Origin of the sequence: Lysobacter gummosus (assembly GCF_001442805.1) — a bacterium.
In the GTDB taxonomy this organism is placed as follows: domain Bacteria; phylum Pseudomonadota; class Gammaproteobacteria; order Xanthomonadales; family Xanthomonadaceae; genus Lysobacter; species Lysobacter gummosus.
Genome location: NZ_CP011131.1, coordinates 5,191,465 through 5,214,387, shown reverse-complemented (window position 1 = coordinate 5,214,387; position 22,923 = coordinate 5,191,465). Strand labels below are relative to the sequence as shown.

The following is a 22,923-nucleotide window of genomic DNA, read 5'->3' as shown; positions in this document are numbered from 1 at the left end:
AGGTTTCTACAGCACGCACAAGCCGCTTCAAAAAAAGAACAGGGCGAGGGTGATGCCTGGGCAAGACTAACGAATTTCATCCGGTGGCGGCGAGTGCAGCATATCGGCCTGAAACGGGCTCCAACGCATCGCACGTCACCTTTTTTCGTATCCTCGGTTCATCGATGCGCGGGCGGGTGCCGTCGGCATCGGGTGTCCAGCCGGGCCGCGGACAGGCTCGGCGAACTTCGCATTTTCGTCACGTCCGGGCTGAGCGGAATGCGAGTCGGGCGAGCGGTCGTCCGGCGACCGGCTCATGCATTGCGCCAGGCGATAGCCCAGGTAGCGATCGTACAAAGTGGTATGCAGATTGTGCAGCGCCAGCTCGATACGAAACGGCGTGCGCGGATTGCGGTCGAGCAGGCGGGCGATGTGGAAACCAACCGGTTTCACGCCCTTCTTGTGAACATAGATATCAAAGCCGCGGTAGAAGGGATCGGCGAGCAGGCTGTCGATCCGGGCGACCGTGACTCGCGCTTGCGCGGACAGTGCAGCGCGCAGGACCGGATCGCGCTCGGAGAGCAGGCGTTCGAAAAACCGCCGCGATTTGTCCGCCTTCAGCGACCGGGCCAGCGACCAGATCGCGCGGTTGCGATCGTTGTAGAACTCGAAGCCTGCATGAGCGCGCAAAGCGGCGGCCGCTTCGGCGCTGACGTCGTAGACGACGAAATTTTCTGCCTGATTGTTCAGGTCATCCAGATAGCTGCGGTCGAAGACGTGATAGATGAAACCCGGCAAGCCCATGAATGCCTGTCTGCCGCTGGCCGCGGCGGCGGTAGCCAGACCGTCATGGGTAAAGCGGCCGGCCGAGGTGCCCAGCAAGATGCTGCGGCTGGAGCGCAATCGATGGAAGGTGCCGATGACGATTTCATCGACGCCGAACTCGGTATCGAAGCCCTGCATGCCATAGAGTTCGGCCTGGGTCGCATATTGGGCGATCTGCCGGCCAACACCGCATTCGCCGCGCACCTGGCCGGCGTAGAAGGCTTCAATCGCCCGAGAATTTCTGCCGCTTGGCCGATAGCCGCGTCCGAACAGCGCGATCGGCCGCCAGCCATCGCGCGCCGATCCGGTCGGTCCAAAGCCGATCCATCCCAGTTGCAGCGACGAGAAACGGAAGCCGCGGTTGGCCACCAATTGGTCGATCGCCCGCCGCGCCGACGTACCCAGGGCGAAGCTGTAGGCACATGAGGTGGCGGGGTGGCGCAGCAGTTGATCGAGCAGCCGACGGCGTTCGAGCGGTGTAACGTCAGGGGGAATGTCCGCGATCAGGTCGCCGGCGGCTTGCGCCTGGGCCAGATCGGCGCGATCGCAAGGCCGACCCGGATGAATCCTAATCGCTCCGCCGGCGGCGGGAGCGAATCGCCAGCCGAAGTCTTGCAGCAGGCGCTGCTTGCACTCCAGCGTAGCCACCGGGGCCGCCGCGTAGACGTTGTCGGCAAACAACAGCGCGGCCGCGATCACGGCGGCGAGATAAATGCCGATGCGCTGCGGGCGAATATGCTCCATCTGCGTGACGAGGCGAGAGACTGCTACGAAGCGTACGGGCGACCGGTGAAGGCGGCATCAAGCGGTGAAGCCCGCGCATGGCCAGATGCCGCCGATCGATTCGAATATCGCGATGATCGAGGTCGCGACGCCCTTCAGTCCGCGATGAGCGAGATCTCGTTCATCGGCGCCACGGGCCGCTGTCCTTGCCTCTGCTGCCGAGGCGCGGATCGCGCAAATCCACCATGGCGGGCGACATGCGGCCACAGGTCGGTTTTAGGTTCCCTGACGGCAAACGGCGGGTATCGACACAAGCGACGCCATGCGGACTCGACCACGGTCACCGCATCCGACCAATCCAATCTCGTGCCGCCGCGTGTACGCGCGTAACGCACCAGCAGTTCTTCCTGCAATTCCTGGAAATCACGGCCATTGCCGCGAACATAAGCGTCCAGGCCCAGTTTGATCGCCGGCTCGTAATCCGCGAAACGAAGGCCGGTGCCGCAGCCCAGGCGACGATAGTGCGCGCGCCAGAAGGCCAGCTCGGATTCCATATTGACGAATTGGGTCGTGGAACCCTGTTGGAGAGGGGTGATCATCGGGATTTCCTTAGGGTCGATATCGGAAAATCGGATCCGCTGCGACCGCAGGCCTCGGGCCTTGGGCGGAAATCAATCCGTCAGAGCCAATGCAGTCGAAAAACAGAGGCGAGGTGCTTCACGAATGCACGGCGACATTGCGTCGCGTAGCTACAGTGCGCCGCGGACTGTGACACAGCCGTGTACATGGCTCGCAGGCTCGATTGGAAACAGGTTGCGACCGATCCTGGCCGGACGTCTCCGTGCGATGCCGGGTAAGTCTGGATCACTCGCCCTGCATGCAGCTAGATAATCAGATAGGCACCGCCCAACAGGCACCCCGCGCCGAACATCAAGCTTCTGAGCCTGCGGTTCGACAATCGCGTACCGCTCCAAATCGATGCCGCGGCGCCTACGGCGCGCTGATGGGCGTAGGAATAGGCGCCGTGCAGAAGCAGGTATACCCCGGCCATGATCGTGAGCAAACCAAGATAGGTGGCCATGTACGTGCCTCCTTGAAACGAGCGATGCGAAAATCGATAGCGACGGCGCGGCCAGTCGGTGACGATGCTCAACTCGGCATTGTCCGTAGGCGTCGTAACGGTTAGTGGCGAATTCGGCGCGACTTGGCCCGGAAGGTCGCCGGCAGCACGGTCATTTCGTCATCGGAGCAAGGCTTCAGGGCGATTGCATCAGTCCGAAGCGATCGAAGTATTCCTCAGGCACGCTGGCATCTCCGCGGCCCGCGTACAGAAAGGACGTCACCAGATCGTCCGACTCGGATCGATCGATTCTGGCATCGGTAGCGCCCGGCACGCCGTTCATCGCCGTCACGACAAGCTCGGCCAGCGGCGTCGCATGAGCGGGGCTGCGTGGGTTGCGTTTCAGTTTAATGGTCTGGCGTTGCATGTCGCTTCTGCCTGCAGGGCCAGTCATCAGCCTGGACCTGGGTTTGCGAGGTCAGTGTGACGAGTTCGCCGCAAGCGCGTGCCGCGGTAAGTTGATCGTAAAAATGCAGCCCGATCCCGGCACGTCGCGGACGCTGAGGACACCGCCGTTGGCCTCGACGCTGCGCCTTGCGATCGACAACCCCAGTCCCAGTCCGCTGCGGTCCTCGGCGCCCTGAACGAACGGGCGGAACATGTCTTCGACGAATCCTGCCGGCAAACCCCCGCAATGATCCTGCACGTCGATCAGAATGCGATCGGCCAAGGCGTAGGCATTGAGGGTTACCTCGCTGCGCGGATGGGTGAACTTGAATGCGTTCTGCAACAGGTTGCCGGCGGCCGACAGCAACAGATCGCGATCCACGTCCACGGCCAGCAAAGGATCAACCTCCGACACGGTCAGTCTGCATTCGGACACCTGCGCTTCCAGCGACGCCGACAGCTTGAGTTCGGCGATGAAATCGGCCAACGAAAACAAATGGTGCTGCACAGGCAGCCCGGCGGTCATCCGGACCTCCGCCAGCGAGCGGTCGATCAAATTGCCCAATCCCAGCAGCGCGCGATCGAGTACTCCGCCGGTGGCGCCGGACAAACCGACATTGCCTTGCTTGATGATCGAAAGCGCCAAGGTGGCGGTGCAAAGTTGATTGCGCAGCTCATGAGCGAAAAAGCCCAGTCGTTCATTGAGGTGCATGGCCTGCTGGTCGGCGACGACGAAATCGCGCTGATAACCGAATTCGGTCACCGCGCTGGCGATCGCGTTGTCCAGACAACGGTTTAGCGTGCGGAATTCGTCCACCTCGATGGCCTGCCCGCGTTCGACGGCCAAATCTGAAATGGCCTGGCAAAGATCGCCATAGTCGTGCACGACCTGCTCCGCGGTGAATCCGTGATACTGCAACTCCCGGCCGTGTTGGCTCGCCGATTCGCCGATCTCGGAAAGATTCGGCCGGCCGCCGCCGGAGGGGCCGGAAACCTGTCGGCTTTGCATCGGCGAGGCCGTCGTCTCCACGATCAGCGTCTTGATCAGCTGGTCGAGGAAGGTACTGATCCCATGCGCCAATTCGTCTTCGGATGCCGCGGGCGTACCGCGCAGGGCGACCTTCTCACGGCAGCGTGCGATCAACTCGATGCGATTGGCGGTGAGGAATTGATGCATCATCCAACGACGATACGCTAAACCCAGCGACGCCCTGTGCCGTTGGTCGCCTCGCTGCGCGCTTGGTACAGGATCACAATTCGCTCACCGGCGGGCGTTTCGACGCTCGCCTAGTCGCCCAGAGTCAGGCTCAGCATGATCCTGCGCTCGGGCTCGTAAATCTGAATGCCGCTGGTGCCGGCGATCCAGGCGTAGCGGTCGGTCGCGTTGTTGATACGCAACCGCACGGCCGCGGGCGTGCCGGCCCAGTCGAAGCGGTAGCGCGCGCCCAGGTTGAGCACGGCATAGCCCGGCGTGTGGAAGCGATTGAGCGCATCGGCCGGACGCGGGCCGTAGTAGTTGGCGTCGGCGTCGATCGACAGCCCCGGCACGCTGGCGAGATGGTAGTTGAGGTTGAGCAGCGCCTGCCGCGCCGAGCGCCCGACTGGACGCTTGCCCATCGATCCGTCCGCGACCGGTTCGCCGCGCAGACGCAGTTGCATCTGGGTAATGCCGGCGACGATGCTCAGGCGTTCGCCGAGGTCGCCGGCCAGCGACAGTTCGACGCCGCGATGCGAAACATCGGTGAGGTAGCGATAGACCGCGTTGTCGTCGAACCCGGGCGAGGGCTTTTCGATTGCGAACGCCGTCGCCAGCAGCGCCAGATCCGGCCGCGCCTGCCATTTGACGCCCAGTTCGTGCTGGCGGGCGAGAATCGGCGGCAGCACTTCATAGGCATTGATCGCGTTCTCCGGCGCGCTCACGCCTTCTTCGATGCCGCGCGCGGTCGCGGCGAATATCGTCGTGCGCCGGCCGAGGGGAGCTACCAGCGCGGCGTTGTGCAACCACGCGGCCGAGGCGCGCGAGTGCCTGGGGCCCGTCAGCGGATGCGAGCGCTGTTCGATGTTGGCGCGACGCGCGCTGAGGTTGAGGGCGAAGCCGTCCTGATGCTGGTACTGCCATCCCAGGCCGAATTCGTACTGATCGATCGCGGCGGTGGAGTAGGGCGCGCCCTTCGCCGCGTCGGGGCCGTCGATACGCGTCGTGCCTTCCAGGATCGACGCCGGCCCGATCCGCACATGGTCCACGTGCGGATTGCGGTAATCGGATCGGCGCAGTCGCGCCAGCCCGGTGAGTTCGTGACGCTGGCACGCGCCGGTCCAGTCGTAACTGGCGACGGCTTCATGGCCCCAGGCTTCGATCCTGCGTCCGCGCGCGACCACGGTCGCCGCTTCGGCGCGGCCGTCGGTTTGCACGGCGTCGAACAGGTTGAAGTCCGAACGCGGGCGATTGACTCCGGAGTACAGGCTCGACCAGCGATAGTCCCAGGCGTTGTCGCGCGCGGTCGTGGCGGCGATCAAACCGTAGGTGCTGTTGCGGGTGTCGTAACGCGACCACGGCTGGCCGAGGTAACGCAGCCGCTCGGGCCTGGGCAACGGCTGCGTGCCGGCGGGGGTGAATCCCACATCGGCCTGGTACTGATGTTCGTAACGGGTCAGCACGCCGGTGATTTGCCAGCGCTCGCCCAGGCGCGCGCGCGGCACCAGGCCGATGCCGTAGTACTCGGCCTCGTTGCCGAAGATGTAGCGCGCGCTGTGCGAACCGATGAAGCCCGCGGCCAGCGACAGGTTTCCGTCGTTCGATCGGCGCGCGGCGTGAGCGCGCAGATACGGCCGCGGGTTGTTGTCGCTCAGGTGCTGGAAGCCGAGTTCGAGTTTGCTGCGTTCCCGGTCGCCGGCGATCAATCGGTAATCGACCAACCCGGACGGCGCGGGGAAATCCAGATCCAGGGCCTGCGAGCCGACGCGCACGCGCACGGCTTCGACCACCGCGTCGGAGGGATTTGCGGCGCGCACGAAGTAGGCGTCCTCAAGCCGGTAATTGCCCGATTCCTGCAGATTGAATCCGCGCACCAGCGATTCGGAATACAGGCCGATGCTTTCCTGGCCGATGCGATGGCCGAACGCGTCGCCGGCCTTGTGCGTGGGGTCTTCCTGCGCATGCGCGCCGCAGGCCAGGCCCAGCGAAGTCAGCAAGGTCGAACCGACCCGCGTGGGTGTGCTTCGATGCAACGGCGGTGTTGAGCGCATGGCCTGCGGCTTCAATGGGCAGGAGCCTATTGAAGCGACGCCGACGCGGTTGACATAGCGCGACGATCGGTGATGAGCTGTGCGTCATATGCACAGCTCGAAGCCGCTGCCGCCGCTGGAAGGCCTCAACGCCGTCATCGCCGCGGCCGCCACCGGCTCGTTCACCGCCGCCGCCGAGCGCCTGGGGCTGACCCACGGCGCGGTGAGCCGGCGCGTGCACGCGGTCGAGCACTGGCTGGGCACGGCGGTGTTCGAGCGCCACGGCCGCGGCGTCCGCGTGACCCCGGCCGGGCAGCGCTTCATCGCCCAGGTAGAGCAGGCGCTGAGCTCGATCAGCGAGTCCGCCGACCGCTGGCGTCCGCGTCGCGAGGTGCCGGTGATCCGGCTCAGCGTGGTGCCGTCGTTCGCGCGCCTGTGGTTGTTGCCGCGGATGCGCGCGCTGCAGGATTTTCCCGCGCGGCGGCGGGTCGAGTTGATCATCGAACATCGCCTGGCCGATCTGGCCGGCGGCGAAGTGGATCTGGCGGTGCGTTACGGCAAAGGCCAATGGCGTGATGTTTCCTCACAGCTGCTGTTCAAGGAGCAACTGATTCCGGTGGCCTCGCCGGAACTGGCCGGCGAATGGGGCGGCCACGCGACGGCGAGCCGTCTGGCCGATGCGCCGCTGTTGCACGATTCCGATACCAGCCAGTGGAAGGCGTGGTTGAAAAGCCAGGGTGCCGGTTTTCGCAGCAAGGCCGCGGATCGGCGTTTCGAGGATTACGACCTGGTGCTCGCGGCGGCGAAGGCGGGGCTCGGAATCGCGCTGCTGCGCACGCCGCTGGCGCAGGAGGCGATGGAATCCGCGGCGCTGGTGCGCGTATCGAAGGCGGCCATCGCCAATCCGTTCTCGCATTACCTGGTCATGCGCGCCGGCGAGGCGCGCGGCATGGTGCTGGAGGCCGCCGGCCGCCTGCTGGCGTTGTCGGCGCCGATGCGGCGTTGACTGCGCCGTTCGCCGCGGCAAACCTCAGCCCAGCAGATCGTTCGGCAGCCGCTTGAGCACGCGCCGGAACGGCGCCGGATCGCCCAGGCCGCGGGCGACGATCAGCGCGCCCTGGATGCGCACCACCGCGTCTTCGCCGCGTTGCTGCGCTTCGCGCTCGGATACGCCTTTTTCCTTCGCCAGCCGCGCGAATCCTTCGATCAGCTTGCGCAGCGATGCGCTGAGCCGGTCCTTGAACAGTACGCCAGCGTCGCCCACGACCAGATTGCCGTAGAAGCAGGCTTTCGCGCCGCCGTCGTAGAACTCGTCGAGCACGCCGATCACTTGCCGCAGCCGCTGCTCGGGCGGGCCGGAGGCGTGTATCGGCGCGAAGATCGCATCGCGCGCCCAATCATCGACGTGATCGAAGACGGCGCGCGCCATGTCTTCCTTCCCGCCGGGGAAGTAGTGGTAAAGGCTGGAGCGGCCCAGGCCGGTGGCGCTGGACAACTGGCCCAGGGAGGCGGCGTCGTAACCGTAGCGGCGGAAGGCGCCGAGCAGGCGGTCGACGACGGTTTCGCGCGTGAACTGAGGGGCGGGCATAGGAGGGCCTGTCTGTACCGTTCGGTTTAGTGGAGGCGGCCGGCGGGGTCGCCGGCGGAACAATGAAGTGTCGAATTTGGCTGCGATGCCATGGTTGACGGGAATCATACCTGAGTCTATTGTACCGATCGTTCGGTTCATAACTCACTCAAGGAGTCCCGCCATGTCCACCCCGTCCCCTGTGCTGCGTCCCGCCTCGCGCCTGCGCCGTGCCGCCGCGTCCGTACTCGTGATCGCTATCGCTCTGGCGCTGCCCGGCCTCGCCTCGGCGCAGCAAGCCGAAACCCCCGCGCCCGTCGCGCAGCAGGATCAGGCCAGCGTCGTCCACTATCGGAAAGCCGTAGTCGATGGCGTGGAGATCGCCTATCGCGAAGCCGGCCCGCGCGATGCGCCGGTGCTGCTGCTCCTGCACGGATTCCCGAGTTCGAGCCACATGTATCGCGACCTGATGCCGCGTCTGGCCGACCGCTATCGCGTCATCGCGCCGGACTATCCCGGCTTCGGCCAGAGCGCGGCGCCGCCGATGGATAAGTTCGAATACAGCTTCGACCACTACGCCACCTTGATGGACGGCTTCACCCGGCAACTGGGGCTCAAGCGCTATGCGCTGTACCTGATGGACTACGGCGCGCCGGTGGGCTTCCGTCTGGCCAGCGCGCATCCCGAGCGCGTGACCGCGCTGGTCATTCAGAACGGCAACGCCTACGAGGAAGGCATCGGCAAGTTCTGGGACCCGATCAAGGCCTATTGGAAGGACAACAACGTCGCCAATCGCGAGCTGCTGCTGAAGGCCGGCTTGTCGGCGGAGGCCACGCGCTGGCAGTACCTGGACGGCGTGCGCGATGAGAGTCTGGTCAGCCCGGATGCGTATGCGCTGGATCAGGCCTATCTGGAGCGCCCCGGCAACAAGGACATCCAGCTGGCGCTGTTCTTCGATTACCAGCACAACCTGAGCAAGTATCCGCAGTGGCATGCCTACTTTCGCAAGCACCGCCCGCCGACCCTGGTGATCTGGGGCAAGAACGACCAGATCTTCCTGGTCGCTGGCGCGGAGCCGTACCGTCGCGACAATCCCGATGCGCAGGTGCATCTGTTCGACACCGGCCATTTCGCGCTGGAAACGCACGCGCCGCAGATCGCCGGCCTGATCCGCGATTTCCTCAAGGACCGCTGATGCGTTGAAAGCGGCGGCATGCAAGCCGGGCAAGCCGCCGCGGAACGAGCCCGCATGGCCATCGCCATGCGGGCTCGCGTCAGTCCTCGGCCGCCGCGGCTTCGCGCCCCTGCTGGCGGATCAAGGCTTCTTCGCGCGCGTCGTTGATCGCGTGGCGCACGCTGTCGAGATCGACCACCGACTCATCGTGGACGAAGGTCCCGGTGAGTTCGCTGTCCGGATGCAGATCGCCGGCCTCGAACAAGGCCCACATTTCCTCCGCGTACCAGGTGTCGAGCAGTTCCGGCGCCCAGGCGCCCAGGCTGGCGGTGAGGTTGTTGACGTCGCGCAACAGCATCGTGCGCGCGGCGTTATTGCCGGCGGCGCTGACGACCTGCGGGAAGTCGATGATGACCGGGCCGTCGGGCGCGACCAGCACGTTGTATTCGGACAGATCGCCGTGGATCAGTCCGACGCACAGCATCTTCACCACCTGCCGCACCAGGAAGCGGTGAAAGCCGCGCGCCTGATCCGGCGCCAGTTCGACCTCGCCCAGGCGCGGCGCGGAATGGCCGTCGGCGTCGGTCACCAGCTCCATCACCAGCACGCCGTGGAAATAGCCGTAGGGCTCGGGCACGCGCACGCCGGCCTCGCGCAACTGGTACAGCGCATCCACCTCGGTGTTCTTCCAGGCGGTTTCCTGCTGCTTGCGCCCGTACTTGGTGGCCTTGCCGATCGCGCGCGCCTCGCGGCTGCCGCGCACCTTGCGCCCTTCCTGGTACTGCACACGCTGCTGGAAGCTGCGCTGGGCCATGTCCTTGTAGACCTTGGCGCAGCGCACCTCCTCGCCGCAGCGCACCACGTACACCGCCGCCTCTTTGCCGCTCTTGAGCGGGCGCATCACTTCATCGATGACGCCGTCGTCGATCAGCGCCTGCAAGCCTGTGGGAGTCTTCATCTAGTCCTAATGAATGAAATCGGTCCGGCGGCGGGGGATTTACCGCCGGGCACCCGCATATCTTTACACTTAGCGCCTTTCCCGCCGACTTTTTCCATGTCCGAGCCTCTCCGTCTAGATAAACGCGTCGCAGAACTGGCGGGCTGTTCGCGCGCGCAAGCCCAGCAATACATCGAGGGCGGCTGGGTCCGGGTGGACGGCGAGGTGGTGGAAGAGCCGCAGGCGCCAGTCTCCACCGAGCAGGTCGAACTGGACCCGCAGGCGCGGCTGGAGCCGGCCGAACCGGCCACCGTGCTGCTGCACAAGCCGGCCGGCGTGGATTTCATGGACATTCCCGGCCTGGTCGTGCCGGCTACCCGTGCCGAGGGCGATGTCTCCGGAGTGCGCCTGCTCAAGCGCCATTTCCACCGTTTGACCCCATTGATGCCGATCGACGCGGAGGCCTCCGGCCTGGTCGTGCTGAGCCAGGACGGCCGCATCTGGCGCCGCCTGACCGAGGATTACGCGCAGATCGAGCAGGAATTCGTGGTCGAGGTCAGCGGCGAACTGGGGCCGTACGGCCTCAAGCGGTTGGCCCACGGCCTGGAGTACCGCGGCCGCCCGCTGGCGCCGTGCAAGGTCAGCTGGCAGAACGAAACCCGCCTGCGTTTCGCGATCAAGAACCCACAGGGCGGGCAATTGCGGCATATGTGCGCCCAGGTCGGCCTGCAGGTGGTGTCGAGCAAGCGTCTGCGCATCGGCCGGATTTCGCTGAGCAAGATGCCGGTCGGGCAGTGGCGCTACCTGCCGGTCGGCGAACGGTTCTGATTCGCGCCGGCATCGCGGCTTTGCGGGGCCAGCGCCGTCAATCCGCCAGCAGCGACCAGTCCGCTGCGTTCAGGCCGAAGCGCAAGGGCTTTCCGCCCTTGCCCTCGCTGCTGTCCCACTGCCCGTCGCATTCCACCGCGCCGCTGTCGCGGTCGAGCTGACACGAATTCAGCGCAGTCATGCTCAGGCCAGCGGCGAATCGGCGAAATTCCTCCGCCTTTTTGCGGTCGGGGTTCTGCGCGGCCAGTGCGTTCAAATGCTCGCGTATCAGCTCCTGCGCCCGCGCCAATGTCGGCTGCGGCGCCGGGGTGTCGGCGTCCTGCACGATGCGCCAATCCTTGCCGTCGGCGCGGAAGCGATAGGCCTGATAGCCCTCGCGCATCGGCGCGTCGAGTTTGACGATGCAGGCGGTCTGCTCCGCATCGACCCGCTGGCAGCCTTGCACGGCGGCGATCTTCATCGAGTCGAGCATGCTGCGCATCAGCGGCGAGGTCGTGCCGGCCTGCTCGCGCGTTTGCGCATCCAGGGCGCGGCGGTAAGCCGCGTTCGCCTGCTCGGTGTCCGGCGCCGCGTCGGACGCGAGCGCATTGGCGGAGACAAACGACAACAGCAGCCACAAGGTGCGGCGTGTAAGCGCGATGGAAAGCATCCGTACCGACTCGGCGACGCGGGCGTGCGCCGCGGGGCCGCCATTCTACGCAGCCGCGCGGCCCGATCCGTGGCCTGCGCCGGTTGACGGCCGATTACGCACAGGTCGAACATGCGCCGGTGCCGGCTTCGCTTTGCGCGGTCAAACGGGAGATGGCTTCGATGGAGGTATTTATCGCTGGCGGTTCCGGCGCGATCGGACGCTGCCTGGTGCCGATGCTCGTGGCGCAAGGGCACCGCGTCACCGCCATGACGCGTTCGCCGGATAACGCATCGGCGTTGCGGGCGATGGGCGCCGATGCGGTGATCGCGGATGTGTTCGATGCGGCGAAGCTCATCGACGTGGTGACGCAGGTCAAGCCGCGGATCGTGATCCACCAGCTGACGGCCTTCGGCGAGACCCAGGCCGATCCGCTCGCGCAGACCATCCGCGTCCGCGGCGAAGGCACGCGCAATCTTGTCGAAGCCGCGCGCGCGGCCGGGGCGGCGCGTTTGATCACGCAAAGCATCTCTTTCGTCTGCTCGCCGCGCGGCACAGGCCTCAGCGACGAAAGTACGCCCTTGTACCTCGACGCGCCCGAGGCGGTCCTGCCGCTGGTGCAAGCCGTCGAACAGATGGAACGGCTGACGCTGAACACCGACGGCATCGAAGGCGTGGTGCTGCGTTACGGCTGGTTCTATGGGCCCGGCACCAATTACGATCCCGCCAACTCGATCCCGCGCTCGGTGCGAAAAGGCCGTGCGCCCATCGTCGGCGAGGGCGCCGGAACCTATTCGTTCATTCACCTGCGCGACGCCGCGCGGGCGACGATGCAAGCGCTGACCGGCGCTGCGCCCGGCATCTACAACATCGTGGACGACGAGCCGGCGCGCCTGAGCGAATGGCTGCCGGTCATGGCGGAGCTTCTGCAGGCGCCGCCACCGGCGCATCTGCCGGTAAGCGACGCTCGGCGCGCGCTCGGCGACATGCTGGTCTACATCATGAACGAGCAGCGCGGCGCGTCCAACGCGAAGGCCAGGCGCGAGCTGGGTTGGGAACCCGAGATCCGTTCGTGGCGCGAGGGATTTAAAGCGCTGTATTGCTCCGCATCGCCGTAACGAGGCGGCGATGGCAATGCGCGTCGTTCGGGCGCGCTGAATTGCCTGAATCGAAATTCGATTCTTTCCGCGTTCGCGGCATGCCCTGCGCGTTCGGGTTTTACGGTCGGCCGCGTCTGTACTCAAGAGCCATCGCAATCGCCGCGATCGCCGACACCGCGATCGCGCTGCTGCGTAGCTGAACGTTCGAAGACATGTTCATCTGCATGGTGCATTGCGGCTTGATCGAACCACGCGCGCTGGCGACCTTCGCCGCGTTACCGTCCGCGCCGATGCCGGCACGGCGTCCTGTCGATACCCCCAATCCGGGAGCACGAAATGTCCGAGACGAAACACACGAACCGCCGCCGCGCCGCCCTGATGGCTGCATCGCTGGCGATCGCGGGCGCGGCCGGTTCGGCGCAAGCCAGGCTGGCGCCGGGCGACGATCCGTTCTATCAGTACACCGGCGACACGCCGCTGGAGAACATCGCGCCCGGCACGGTGTTGAAGACGCGCACCGTTCCGTACCACGTGGTCGGTTTCGCGCTGCCGATCAAGACCACGCAGCTGTTGTATCGCTCGACCGGACAACTCGGGCAGCCGACCGTCAACGTCACCTCGGTGATCCAGCCGGTGTTCGCGCTCGGCCGGCAGAAACTGATTTCGTACCAATCCTTCTACGACTCGCTCAATCCCGACGACGAGCCGTCGTATGCGATCTCCGGCGGATTGACCCTGGGCGGGTTGATTCTGAATGTCGAGACGGCGCTGATCGCGCCGTTCCTGTCGCAGGGCTACAGCATCGTGATCTCCGACACCCAGGGCCAGCGCGCGAATTTCGCCGCCGGGCGCGAGTACGGCATGAACACGTTGGACTCGGTGCGCGCCACCTTCAATTCGCCCGCGGTAGGCCTGGCCGGCGACACCAAGGTCGCGCTGGTCGGTTACTCCGGCGGCGCGATCGCCACCGAGTGGGCGGCCGAGCTGGCGCCGTCCTACGCGCCCGACATCGACCGGCGCATCGTTGGCTCGTCGATGGGCGGGGTGCTGGTGCATCCGGCGCACAACCTGCATTACGTCGACGGCAGCGCAGTGTGGGCGGGGATCATGCCGATGGCCATCGTCGGCGTGTCGCGTTCGTTCCAGGTCGATCTCACGCCCTACCTCAACGACTACGGCAAACAGCTCAGCGAACGCTTGCAGAAGGCCTCGATCATCAACGTGCTGGCGCAATACCCGGGACTGACCTGGGCCTCGATCGCCAAGCCCGAATACGCCACGCCAGAGCGCATCCCGGTGTTCGTGGAACTGGCGAACGACTTGATCATGGGCACGGGCGGCACGCCGTCGGCGCCGTTGCTGATCCGCCAGGGCGCCGGCGGCGAACTCGAGGGAACCCTCGGCAACAAGCCGGGCATCGGCCGCGGCGACGGCGTCATGATCGCCGGCGACGTGCGCACGCTGGCTCGCGACTACTGTGCGCGCGGCGTCAAGGTGCAGTACGGCCAGAGCGAACTGCTGAGCCATGTCGGCGCCGCCGCGGCATGGATTCCCGAGACGCTGGTGTGGGTCAACGACCGTTTCGCCGGTCGCGCCGCGCCGCAGAACTGCGCGAACATCGCGCCGGGCAATCCGCTGGACCCGATTCCCGCGCCTTGAGGCGACCGGTTGCGATCGCGCTGGGTTCGCGGGAATCCAGCGTGATCGTCCTGCATCGGCGCGCCGCTAGTGGCCGCGTGAATCGCCGCGGCTGCGATCGACCGCGTCCGGCGCTGCGTCGTGCCCGGCGCAACTGTCCGGCCGCGTCGAACCTGCGGATATCTCGGCCCGCTGCGCGTCGTGGTGTTCCCGGACCAAACGGGCGATGCGTCCGCGCGCCGACGGATGCATGCCGTATTGCTCCGCGGCGATGGGGAACTGCTCGGCCAGCGCCTGCCGCACCTGACACGGCGTGATGCCGGCATCGCTGGCGATATCCTCCACGATGCGCCGATCGGACATCGACGACGGCGCGGCCTGCGCCGGCATTGCCAACAGCGTCGCGGCGAGCGCGAGTACGAATCTTCTGTGCATTGGACTGTCCCGGTAGGCGTAGCGAGTCGGGCGCGAATTCGAGGCGAGCGCATCCGCCCCGCATGCCGGCGGCGACAGCCGGCGACGATGCAGGTGGCGCAGCGCCCGTATGAGGTCGCGCTTGAAGAACTGCGTACACAACGGATACCGCCGGGCCGCGTGCGGCCGCAATGCGCACGCGACGAAGCCGGGGTGAGGGCGACGAAAGCGGGGTTCGTTGGTGCGAACGCAGGCGATCGTGTCGAACCAGGCGCTGTACTATCGGCGTCGTGGCGCGACAGGACATCGCAAGCCTCGGTGCTTGTCGGTCTTGCCGCGACGGCTGCGGCGGAAAACGCGAACGAGCGGCGGCGGGGCTTTCAAAGCCCCGTCATTCCCGCGTTCGCGGGAATGACGAGACAAACAAGACGCTCCGCACCCAAGCACAGGCTTCGAACAAGCTCTTATGAAATCGACTGTCCCGCGAAACCCCATGCGCCTGATCCTGCGCTCGCTGCTGGCGATGGTCGCGGCGGCGGCCGTGCTGGTGCTGGTCAATCTGGCCGGCGGCGAGGTGGCGCGTTGGCTGGGACTGGCGCCGGGAGGCAATGCGCGCCTGGGCTGGGATCTGGCCTGGACGATCGCCGGCGGTATCGCCGCGATCGCGACGGCGGCGCGTTGCGCTGCGGCGGCTGCGCGCGGGCATGCGCTGGCGTGCCTGGGGTTGGTAGCGCTCGTCACCGTCTACGCGGTGGTGCAGCTAGGCGGTGATTTCCCGCGCTGGTTCAATGCCGGCCTGGTGCTGGGCCTGCCGCTGCAAGGCTGGCTCGGCATGCGCTGGGGCGTGCGGCGGGCCAGCGCCTGACGATGCGCGCGACCGCGGAGGGCATTCGGCGCCCTCCACGGCGCTCAAACGAAGTTCGAAGCGCGATCTGCGCCGGGCTTACTCGGAATCTTCTTCCTCTTCCTCGTCGCCTTCTTCTTCATCCTCTTCGTCCTCGTCTTCTTCGTCCTCGTACTGCTCGCCCAGCGAGTACAGGATCCACGGCTGGCCGTCGGCGCGCGTACCGGTGGCGACCGCGATGATCACCCAGCTGTCTTCCAGGCGCTTGTTGACTTCCTGCACGTCGTCGGTTTGAAAAACCGCTCCAATCGTTTCCAGATCCACGGTGCTCGCTCCTTTGGGGTGGGGCGGAAGCATAGAGCAGGCCGATGTCGCCGGTAAGTACGTTGACAGGCGCGCCCAGGGCGCATCCATGTCCGCGCCGCGCGCCCGGGCGGCGCGCGCACGAAGGAAAAACCGGCCTGGAACCGTGACCGAAATCGCCAAGGAACACACTCGCCCAGCGAAATTTATCGAAACTGCATGAGCGGCCGCGGTTCCGAAAGTTGCTCGCAACTTGCGCCGCGGCGCGCGTGCACCATGGCCGCCGCGATTGTCGCGATGGGAGAACCGCTGTGAGAAGAATCATCGATGTATCGCTGCGCGAGTCAGGCCCGGGCATGCGCCCGCTGCTGACGCGCGCGGCCTTGTTGATGGGCGTGCTGGCGCTGGCCGGGTGCCCGAAGTGGGAGCTCGACTCCGCCGCGGTTCCGTCTTCGTCCGAGCGGGCCGCGTCCGCCTCGGCGCAGACCGCCGTCGCCACGCCCGCGGCCGCATCGGCGGGCGCTGTCGGCGCCGCGCCGGTCCAGGCCGGCACCGCGCGCGCCGTAGCGGTGGCCACCTGTTCGCAAGTGCAGCAATACGGCGTCACCTTCACCCTGGACCGCGCGTATCCCTGCGGCCAGTTCGCCAACGGCGACTATTGGGTCACCCCGGTCGATGGCAGCGCGGGCAAGGTCAAGGTGACCTCGATCAGCCCGGCCTTCGCCAGCGGCCACAACGGCTTCGAGGTCAATCCGTCCAGGATCGACCGCCACGGCTTCGACAAGGACGCCGGCGGTTACGACGCCGCGCGCGTGCCGGCGCTGCCGTATTCGGCCGCGCCCGATCAATCCATCGTCAAGGCGGTTTCGCTTGCCGGCAACGACAAGACCGCGCTGCAGACCGCGGTGGTGCTGACAGTGCTGGCCGCGGTTCCGCCCGGTGGCGGCCGCGATGTGTTCCGTCCGCCGTACTTCGGCCGCATCAAGCCGCTGTATCCGGTCAGCCGCCTGCGCATGGACCGGTTGCCGGCGTTGACCGGCCTGCCCGACATGCCCAGCCTGCGTTCGCTGTCCGATCGCTTCGCCCGCGTGCAGCTGGATCATCAGCTGGGCTGGCAGGCCGATCAGATCCATCCCACGCTCAACATGCCCGACTACGGGGCGGCGATCGCGATGGACACCTCGGTGGCCTCGCTGCGCCTGATGATCGACGGCGATCCGCTGGAACGCCGGCAGCTGGCGATCAATCTGGTCCAGTACGGCATCGACCTCGAAGCCGCCATGCAGGGCGGGTTGCACTTCAACGCCGACGGCGGTCATCGCCATGGCCGCAAGCTGGTGCTGGCGATGTCGGCGCTGCTGCTCGACGACGCGGCGCTGAGCAAGCGCGTGCGCGATTTCCAGGGCGGGACGTATCAGGAAGACGATCAGCTGTCGGTCGGCGCCGGTTCCGGCGTCGTGCTGTTCGGCAGCCCGTGTTCGGCGGAGGATTACTGGGAAAACCAGATCCACGGCACCAACTCGCGCGATTGCCGCGACCCCTACGGCTATATCGACGGCGGCCAGCAGCCGGGCGACTACTACCAGTTCTGCTGCACGGCCAAGGCCTACAAGGCCACCGCGCTGGCGCTGCGGCTGCTGCCGGCCTTGCGCTGCATCTGGACCGACGACCGCATCCTGCGCTACGCCGATCGCTGGGTGCAGCACGGCGTGTGGACCCAGCCCGATCCGTACCAGCCTGGCGGCAGCGGCGCGGCCGACAATAATCCGGCCGACGGAATCGGACGCTGGCCGGCCGCACACGGCACCGGTCGCGACGGCGGTTACTACGCCAACGACTTCGCCGACGCGATGTGGACCGCGTATCGACCCCAGGCCAGCGACACCTACACCTGTCCCTGATCGTTGCGCCAGCGTCGTCCCGGGCTCGCTGCATGAGTGCAGCGACGCCCGCCGAGCCGGCGCAGCGCCGGCCGTGTGTGCGGGCTTTGGCGGCTGGCCATCGCCCGTCTTGCAGCGCCGCCGCATCCGGCGGCGCTCGCCGGATGCGAGTGAGCGGGCCGGCCATCGTCGCCCCTTCGCTGCTCATCTCGCTCAAAGCCTTCGCCGGCGCGGATTCGCGTGTTTTTACCAGCACAGCGCCTCCGCCCCCGGAGCCGCCATCGCCCGCGCGCAGCGACAGCGAGCGCGCCGTCGCAGACGCGCCGATATGCAACCGGCGTGCAACACTTGTGACATACCGTGCCGCGACGCGGAAACGTCCGCCACGCTGCCATCGGCCCTGCGCGAGCCGAACGCATTGCACCTCAGCGCCAGCCAAGGATTTCCCACGATGTATCTGCATGAAGTACGCCTGCCGCCGCGCAGCCGCGTTGACGACTCCCGCCGGCTGCTGGCGCTTTCGCGCAGGAGCGTGCTGGCCCGGGCCTGCGCCGGCCTGTTGCTGGTCTGTGCCGCGACCGCCGCCTCGGCCCAGCAGGACGCCGCACCGGCTCCGGCCGCCGCCGCGCCGGCGGCGCACGAATCGGCGACTTCGCTCGACGCGGTTACCGTGACCGCCGAGCGCCGCGAGCAGAACCTGCAGGACGTGCCGGTCTCGGTCGGCGTAATGCAGGGCGATGCGATGCGCGCGCTGACCGCCGGCGGCGACGACACGCTGCTGGCCCTGTCCGGCCGCGTTCCCAGCCTGTACGCGGAAACCACCACCGGGCGCATCTTCCCGCGCTTCTACATCCGCGGCCTGGGCAATATCGATTTCTACCTCGGCGCCTCGCAGCCGGTGTCGATCATCCAGGACGATGTCGTGCTCGAACATGTCGTGCTGAAATCCAATCCGGTCTTCGACCTGGATCAGGTCGAAGTGCTGCGCGGCCCGCAGGGCTCGCTGTTCGGCCGCAACACCACCGCCGGCATCATCAAGTTCGACAGCATCAAGCCGAGCCAGGACTACAGCGGCCGCATGCAGGCCAGCTACGGCAGCTACAACACCGTGTCCTTCGACGGCGGCATCGGCGGCCCGATCAACGACATCCTGTCGTTCCGCGTGTCGGCGCTGTACCAGCACCGCGACGACTGGGTCGACAACACCTTCACCGGCGCCAGCGCCGACGGCACGGTCACGCCGAAGAAGGACGCGATGGGCGGCTTCGACGACCGCAATCTGCGCCTGCAACTGCTGCTGACGCCGAGCGAGAATTTCTCCGTCCTGGCCTCGGCGCACGCGCGCGACTACGCCGGCACCTCGACGCTGTTCCTGCGCAATGCCATCGTCAAGGGCTCGAATGAAGTCGATGTGCCGCGCGACAAGGTCGCTTTTGACGAAGCCGGCAACAACCCGCAGGCGTACAAGACCTACGGCGGCTCGATCAAGGCCACGTACAACTTCGGCGAAGCTTCGCTGACCTCGATCAGCGCCTACGAAACCACCTCCGGCTACAGCCGCGGCGACACCGACGGCGGCGCCGCGGCGAATTATCCGGTGCGCGGCGTGCCCAACGGCTTCGGCCAGTCGATGGGGCAAGTCCGCGATCTGGACCAGTTCACGCAGGAATTCCGCCTGGCCAGCGAAGGCGACGACGCCCTGCAATGGCAGGTCGGCGCGTTCTATTTCGACGGCCGCGACACCACCGATTTCTATCAGCGCGCCTGGTTCCTGCAGGGCGCGGCGCGCAATCCCAACAACTGGGTGCGTCTGCGCAACAGCAATACCTCGTGGGCCGCGTTCGGCCAGCTCAGCTACAAGGTCACCGATGCGCTGACCTTGACCGCCGGCCTGCGCGAGACCAAGGACAGCAAGCGCACGCGCCTGCTCAAGACCGCCGACACCGTGGCCGGCGTGTCTACCTACACCGGCCGCCGCGATGTGCGCATGTCCGACACCCAGCCCAGCTGGGACCTGAGCGCGATGTACGAAATCAACCCGAATCTCAGCGTCTACGCCAAGGTGGCGCGCGGCTTCCGCGGCCCGACCATCCAGGGCCGCTCGGCGGTGTTCAACGCCGATTTCACCACCGCCGATTCGGAAACCATCCTGTCGTGGGAGGCGGGCATCAAGAGCAGCCTGTTCGACAACCGCCTGCGCTTGAACGTCACCGGCTTCACCTACACCGTCGATGACATCCAGCTCAACGGCAACGACTCCAACGGCAACGGCGTGCTGTTCAACGCCGACAAGGCGCGCGCCTACGGCGTCGAGGCCGACCTGGACTGGCGCCCGATCCCGAACCTGTCGCTGACCGCCGGCGTGAGCCTGCTGCGCAGCAAGATCGAGGACGACCGCGTCTACGCCCAGGTATGCGCGCTCAACGGCACGGTGGTGTGCACCGTCAACGATCCGACCATCAAGGTCGGCGCGAACACCTTCGCGCAGATCAACGGCAACCCGCTGCCGAACGCGCCCAAGTACAGCGTCAACCTGGGCGCGCGCTACGACATCCCGGTCAGCGACAGCGGCGCCTTGTTCGTGTCCACCGACTGGAACAAGCAGGGCTACACGAGCTTCGTGCTGTACGACTCGACCGAATTCAACGCCAGCGGCAACTTCGAGGGCGGCCTGAAGGTGGGCTACACCGGCGGTTACGGCGCGTACGAAGTCGCCTTGTTCGCGCGCAACATCACCAACGAGAAGAACCTCAAGGGCGTGATCGAGAACTACATGGCCGCGGTCTACAACGAGCCGCGCGTGGTCGGCGTGTCGCTCAACCTCAACTGGCACTGATCCGGGCCGCGTAGGCCTCGCACGGGCAGCGCCGATGAAATCCTCATCGGCGTTGCCGCTTCAATCGCGCGGTTGCAGGAACCGCAGGATCCGCGCGTTGACCTCATCGGGCTGCGCCATCGCCGCGACGTGATCGGCATCGGCCACGACCGCCGTTTCCAGCGCGGGCATGCGCTTGCGTGCCAATCGCGCCATCGCCGCCGGTTCGTACAGCCGCTCCGCGTCGCCGATCAGCAACAAGGCCGGCGCGCGGATCGCGCGCAGTTCGCGCCGGCTCAGCACCGCCGGGTTGATGACGCCGACCGCGGAGAACGCCGGCATCATCGTCGTCGCCATCAGCGCGGCCCATAGCGTGTCGCGCGGCGGCCGCACGCCCAGGTCGGTCATGCCCGGCGCGCGCTTGCTGCCGCTCAGGCGGCGCCAGAGTTTGACCAGCGGCCGCTTGATCCGCGCCGAGTAAGTGAGCTTCCACAATTGCGAAGCGAAGCTGCCGACCGGGCTGATCATCACCACGCGCTCGACCCGCTGCGGCGTCAGCGAGGCTTGATTCAAGGCGAGGAAACCGCCGAACGAACAGCCGACGATCGATACGCGCGACAGGCCCAGGCCATCGAGCACTTCGCCGAGCCAGTCGGCGTACTCGCGGCGATCGCGCAAACGCCGATGCGACCAGCCCTTGCCCGGCTGCGCGATCACATCGATCGCGTAAGTGCGGTAGTGCGCGCTCAGCCCGGCGACATTGAGGCGCCAGGCGGTGGCGGTGCCGGCGAAACTGGGCAGCAACACCAGCGGCGGCGCGTCGACCGGGCCGCTGACGATGACGTGGGTCGATCCCCAACGGCTTGGGATATCGAGTTCTTCGCAGGCGATCGGCCAGTCGCGCACGGCCGCGTCGTAAGCGGCCAGATAGCGGTCGCGCGCAGCGTCGTTCTTGAACGTGGGCAAGGCGTCCGGCGGACGCGAGGGCGTGCTTTGAGCGGAGGTGTCGAAGTCGTTCATAGGTCGCCCGCGGGAGCTGAGAGAACGACGCAACTATATGAATTTCCTGGAATTATAAAAGTCTTGAAGGGAATTCCGCCGGCCCCATATCTATAACGAGAGAGGACGACTCGATTGCGGCGACGCAGCCGCCAGGGCTTCAGGTCGGCGACGGCACCGCGCCCAGCGGCGCGCGCTTGCTGCCCAGGCGCTGGACGATCCGCTTGCCCATGCGGATGCCGGGCTCCTCGACGTACAGATACGTCGCCAATGCGCTCAGGCACAGCACCAGGCCGCAGCCGATGTTGACGATCCAGAACGGTACCGTGCCGCTGAGCGCATACGCCTTGACGTCGGGGATCGCGAACACCGCCACCATCGCCAATCCCTGCGACAGGTAGATGCTGTAGCTCATATTGCTCAGCCGCCGCGCCGGCGCCAGCGACAGCACGCCGAACAGGCGATTGCCCGAGCACACGATGAAGAAGAACGCGCCGGTCAGCGGGCACAGCGCCAACAACTGCAGCATGCCGATGCTGCGCGTGCTCAGCATCGCCGCGAACACCAGCACGATGCACGCCAGCGCGACCGCGGCCCACTGCGGTTTGTGCAGCTGCAGCCTGGCGCCGAACCCAGCGTGCAGCAGCGAGGCGACGAACATGCCCGAAGCCAGCATCAGGATCAGTTCGGCCAATACCGCCAGCAGCAGGATCGGGCGCGGCTTGACTCCGGGTTCGAAGCCGCCGCCCCAGGTCGCGGCGAGGATGGTCAGCAGACACAGCACGACGACGCTGGCGGTGAACATCAGATGGCGACGGCGGCGCACGAAGAACGCCAGCAGCGGCAGCGAGAAATAGAACAGCCATTCGAAGAACAAGGTCCAGGTCACGCCGGCGAGAATCGTGCCGGTGCCGGTGTAACCGTTGATGGTCGGCGGCGGCGGAACGATGCCCAGCGCCAGCCACGCCAGCGCCGAGGCGATGGCCTGCAGCGGCGGCACCCGCCATTGAAATCCGGTGCGGTACGCGACCACGCCGATCATCACCAGCACCGCGACCACGTACATCGGCCCCAGGCGGAACACGCGGCCGATATACAGATCCTTCCAGCCCGGACGGCCGTCGGCCTTGAGCAGTTTGTTCCAGAACAGGAAGCCGGTGAGCATGAAGAACACGCAGACCGACACCACCCCGGCGGTGTTGTAGAACTGCGCCGAGGACGGCTTCCACACCCCGGTGAGCAGGTAGTCGTAGTGGACGATCACGTGCGTGGCGAACACGCTCATCGCCAGGAAGCCGCGCAGGCCGTCCAGGGTGTCGGTGCGCTTGTCCAGTTGCGGTCCGATCAGGTCCGCGCGCCGGAACAGCGGCAGCCAGGCGAAGGCGAAGGTCGCCAGCATCATGACGAAGTACGGCCAGACCTGATGGATATCGACCATACGGTTCACGAATTGCGAGAGGGGATTGGGCGAGACTAGCCGGGCCGCGCGCGGGCTTCTGGCGGCTGGATCACGCTTCGCCGCGCACCCGGCGGCGCC

Annotated in this window: 21 protein-coding genes; 8 read left to right on the top strand and 13 right to left on the bottom strand. The window is 66.5% G+C overall.

The window, feature by feature from the left end; genetic code table 11:
- Positions 1-135: 135 nt before the first annotated feature.
- The 6 genes from LG3211_RS21205 to LG3211_RS21185 all read right to left on the bottom strand — a co-directional run bounded on the left by LG3211_RS21205 (position 136) and on the right by LG3211_RS21185 (position 6,280).
- Positions 136-1,548: a hypothetical protein gene (locus tag LG3211_RS21205; protein ID WP_187313066.1), complete on the bottom strand. Its 1,413-nt coding sequence runs from the start codon at positions 1,546-1,548 to the stop codon at positions 136-138.
- Between the two features lie 134 nt (positions 1,549-1,682).
- Positions 1,683-2,126, bottom strand: coding sequence for a hypothetical protein (locus LG3211_RS21200; RefSeq protein WP_057944559.1), 444 nt, complete (start codon positions 2,124-2,126; stop codon positions 1,683-1,685).
- 284 nt (positions 2,127-2,410) lie between these two features.
- On the bottom strand, positions 2,411-2,680 hold the full coding sequence (locus tag LG3211_RS21195; protein ID WP_148649057.1) for a hypothetical protein: 270 nt from the start codon (positions 2,678-2,680) through the stop codon (positions 2,411-2,413).
- A 103-nt stretch (positions 2,681-2,783) separates the two neighbouring features.
- A complete protein-coding gene (locus tag LG3211_RS25995; protein ID WP_148649056.1) occupies positions 2,784-3,014 on the bottom strand; it encodes a hypothetical protein in 231 nt (76 codons plus the stop codon).
- A 51-nt stretch (positions 3,015-3,065) separates the two neighbouring features.
- The gene (locus LG3211_RS21190) at positions 3,066-4,214 is read right to left on the bottom strand and encodes a sensor histidine kinase (RefSeq protein WP_187313065.1); all 1,149 of its coding nucleotides are present in this window, start codon (positions 4,212-4,214) and stop codon (positions 3,066-3,068) included.
- 107 nt (positions 4,215-4,321) lie between these two features.
- Positions 4,322-6,280 carry a TonB-dependent siderophore receptor gene (locus LG3211_RS21185; RefSeq protein WP_148649055.1) on the bottom strand — a complete coding sequence of 653 codons (1,959 nt, stop codon included), beginning with the start codon at positions 6,278-6,280 and terminating at the stop codon, positions 4,322-4,324.
- Positions 6,281-6,368: 88 nt separating this feature from the next.
- On the opposite strand from LG3211_RS21185, the gene LG3211_RS21180 reads away from it, so the two are divergent.
- Positions 6,369-7,265, top strand: coding sequence for a LysR substrate-binding domain-containing protein (locus LG3211_RS21180; RefSeq protein WP_057944556.1), 897 nt, complete (start codon positions 6,369-6,371; stop codon positions 7,263-7,265).
- Between the two features lie 24 nt (positions 7,266-7,289).
- On the opposite strand, the gene LG3211_RS21175 is transcribed toward LG3211_RS21180, so the two are convergent.
- Complete coding sequence (locus LG3211_RS21175; RefSeq protein WP_057944555.1) at positions 7,290-7,847, bottom strand: TetR/AcrR family transcriptional regulator; 558 nt, start codon at positions 7,845-7,847, stop codon at positions 7,290-7,292.
- A 163-nt stretch (positions 7,848-8,010) separates the two neighbouring features.
- On the opposite strand from LG3211_RS21175, the gene LG3211_RS21170 reads away from it, so the two are divergent.
- On the top strand, positions 8,011-9,021 hold the full coding sequence (locus tag LG3211_RS21170; protein ID WP_148649054.1) for an alpha/beta fold hydrolase: 1,011 nt from the start codon (positions 8,011-8,013) through the stop codon (positions 9,019-9,021).
- A gap of 79 nt (positions 9,022-9,100) precedes the next feature.
- Here the strand turns inward: LG3211_RS21170 and LG3211_RS21165 are convergent, their stop codons facing one another.
- Positions 9,101-9,958, bottom strand: a complete 858-nt coding sequence (locus LG3211_RS21165; RefSeq protein WP_057944554.1) for a PA4780 family RIO1-like protein kinase — start codon at positions 9,956-9,958, stop codon at positions 9,101-9,103.
- A gap of 96 nt (positions 9,959-10,054) precedes the next feature.
- Here LG3211_RS21165 and LG3211_RS21160 point away from each other — a divergent pair, with 96 nt between their 5' ends.
- Positions 10,055-10,765 carry an rRNA pseudouridine synthase gene (locus LG3211_RS21160; protein ID WP_057944553.1) on the top strand — a complete coding sequence of 237 codons (711 nt, stop codon included), beginning with the start codon at positions 10,055-10,057 and terminating at the stop codon, positions 10,763-10,765.
- Positions 10,766-10,802: 37 nt separating this feature from the next.
- Here the strand turns inward: LG3211_RS21160 and LG3211_RS21155 are convergent, their stop codons facing one another.
- Positions 10,803-11,414, bottom strand: coding sequence for a hypothetical protein (locus LG3211_RS21155; RefSeq protein ID WP_148649053.1), 612 nt, complete (start codon positions 11,412-11,414; stop codon positions 10,803-10,805).
- 161 nt (positions 11,415-11,575) lie between these two features.
- On the opposite strand from LG3211_RS21155, the gene LG3211_RS21150 reads away from it, so the two are divergent.
- Both LG3211_RS21150 and LG3211_RS21145 read left to right on the top strand, forming a co-directional pair.
- On the top strand, positions 11,576-12,511 hold the full coding sequence (locus tag LG3211_RS21150; RefSeq protein WP_187313064.1) for an NAD-dependent epimerase/dehydratase family protein: 936 nt from the start codon (positions 11,576-11,578) through the stop codon (positions 12,509-12,511).
- 318 nt (positions 12,512-12,829) lie between these two features.
- Positions 12,830-14,152: a lipase family protein gene (locus LG3211_RS21145; protein ID WP_057944550.1), complete on the top strand. Its 1,323-nt coding sequence runs from the start codon at positions 12,830-12,832 to the stop codon at positions 14,150-14,152.
- Positions 14,153-14,218: 66 nt separating this feature from the next.
- On the opposite strand, the gene LG3211_RS25990 is transcribed toward LG3211_RS21145, so the two are convergent.
- A complete protein-coding gene (locus LG3211_RS25990; RefSeq protein WP_148649051.1) occupies positions 14,219-14,707 on the bottom strand; it encodes a hypothetical protein in 489 nt (162 codons plus the stop codon).
- A gap of 331 nt (positions 14,708-15,038) precedes the next feature.
- On the opposite strand from LG3211_RS25990, the gene LG3211_RS21135 reads away from it, so the two are divergent.
- Positions 15,039-15,410 carry a hypothetical protein gene (locus LG3211_RS21135; RefSeq protein WP_057944548.1) on the top strand — a complete coding sequence of 124 codons (372 nt, stop codon included), beginning with the start codon at positions 15,039-15,041 and terminating at the stop codon, positions 15,408-15,410.
- 78 nt (positions 15,411-15,488) lie between these two features.
- On the opposite strand, the gene LG3211_RS21130 is transcribed toward LG3211_RS21135, so the two are convergent.
- A complete protein-coding gene (locus LG3211_RS21130; RefSeq protein WP_057944547.1) occupies positions 15,489-15,713 on the bottom strand; it encodes a hypothetical protein in 225 nt (74 codons plus the stop codon).
- A 290-nt stretch (positions 15,714-16,003) separates the two neighbouring features.
- Between LG3211_RS21130 and LG3211_RS21125 the strand changes: the two genes are divergently transcribed.
- Together LG3211_RS21125 and LG3211_RS21120 are read left to right on the top strand one after the other, a co-directional pair.
- Entirely contained in the window at positions 16,004-17,593 is a 1,590-nt protein-coding gene (locus tag LG3211_RS21125; protein WP_148649050.1) for a hypothetical protein, read from the top strand.
- 430 nt (positions 17,594-18,023) lie between these two features.
- Entirely contained in the window at positions 18,024-20,408 is a 2,385-nt protein-coding gene (locus LG3211_RS21120; RefSeq protein WP_057944545.1) for a TonB-dependent receptor, read from the top strand.
- Positions 20,409-20,468: 60 nt separating this feature from the next.
- Here LG3211_RS21120 and LG3211_RS21115 read toward each other — a convergent pair whose 3' ends face one another.
- Complete coding sequence (locus LG3211_RS21115; RefSeq protein WP_057944544.1) at positions 20,469-21,407, bottom strand: alpha/beta fold hydrolase; 939 nt, start codon at positions 21,405-21,407, stop codon at positions 20,469-20,471.
- A gap of 139 nt (positions 21,408-21,546) precedes the next feature.
- Positions 21,547-22,824, bottom strand: coding sequence for an acyltransferase family protein (locus tag LG3211_RS21110; protein WP_057944543.1), 1,278 nt, complete (start codon positions 22,822-22,824; stop codon positions 21,547-21,549).
- Between the last annotated feature and the right edge of the window lie 99 nt (positions 22,825-22,923).

Bases quoted from the DNA above. Each gene is read 5' to 3' on its own strand.
- LG3211_RS21205 (WP_187313066.1), bottom strand. From the start codon at position 1,548: ATGGAGCATATTCGCCCGCAGCGCATCGGCATTTATCTCGCCGCCGTG.
- LG3211_RS21200 (WP_057944559.1), bottom strand. From the start codon at position 2,126: ATGATCACCCCTCTCCAACAGGGTTCCACGACCCAATTCGTCAATATG.
- LG3211_RS25995 (WP_148649056.1), bottom strand. From the start codon at position 3,014: ATGCAACGCCAGACCATTAAACTGAAACGCAACCCACGCAGCCCCGCT.
- LG3211_RS21190 (WP_187313065.1), bottom strand. From the start codon at position 4,214: ATGATGCATCAATTCCTCACCGCCAATCGCATCGAGTTGATCGCACGC.
- LG3211_RS21185 (WP_148649055.1), bottom strand. From the start codon at position 6,280: ATGCGCTCAACACCGCCGTTGCATCGAAGCACACCCACGCGGGTCGGT.
- LG3211_RS21180 (WP_057944556.1), top strand. From the start codon at position 6,369: ATGCACAGCTCGAAGCCGCTGCCGCCGCTGGAAGGCCTCAACGCCGTC.
- LG3211_RS21175 (WP_057944555.1), bottom strand. From the start codon at position 7,847: ATGCCCGCCCCTCAGTTCACGCGCGAAACCGTCGTCGACCGCCTGCTC.
- LG3211_RS21170 (WP_148649054.1), top strand. From the start codon at position 8,011: ATGTCCACCCCGTCCCCTGTGCTGCGTCCCGCCTCGCGCCTGCGCCGT.
- LG3211_RS21165 (WP_057944554.1), bottom strand. From the start codon at position 9,958: ATGAAGACTCCCACAGGCTTGCAGGCGCTGATCGACGACGGCGTCATC.
- LG3211_RS21160 (WP_057944553.1), top strand. From the start codon at position 10,055: ATGTCCGAGCCTCTCCGTCTAGATAAACGCGTCGCAGAACTGGCGGGC.
- LG3211_RS21155 (WP_148649053.1), bottom strand. From the start codon at position 11,414: ATGCTTTCCATCGCGCTTACACGCCGCACCTTGTGGCTGCTGTTGTCG.
- LG3211_RS21150 (WP_187313064.1), top strand. From the start codon at position 11,576: ATGGAGGTATTTATCGCTGGCGGTTCCGGCGCGATCGGACGCTGCCTG.
- LG3211_RS21145 (WP_057944550.1), top strand. From the start codon at position 12,830: ATGTCCGAGACGAAACACACGAACCGCCGCCGCGCCGCCCTGATGGCT.
- LG3211_RS21135 (WP_057944548.1), top strand. From the start codon at position 15,039: ATGCGCCTGATCCTGCGCTCGCTGCTGGCGATGGTCGCGGCGGCGGCC.
- LG3211_RS21120 (WP_057944545.1), top strand. From the start codon at position 18,024: ATGTATCTGCATGAAGTACGCCTGCCGCCGCGCAGCCGCGTTGACGAC.
- LG3211_RS21115 (WP_057944544.1), bottom strand. From the start codon at position 21,407: ATGAACGACTTCGACACCTCCGCTCAAAGCACGCCCTCGCGTCCGCCG.
- LG3211_RS21110 (WP_057944543.1), bottom strand. From the start codon at position 22,824: ATGGTCGATATCCATCAGGTCTGGCCGTACTTCGTCATGATGCTGGCG.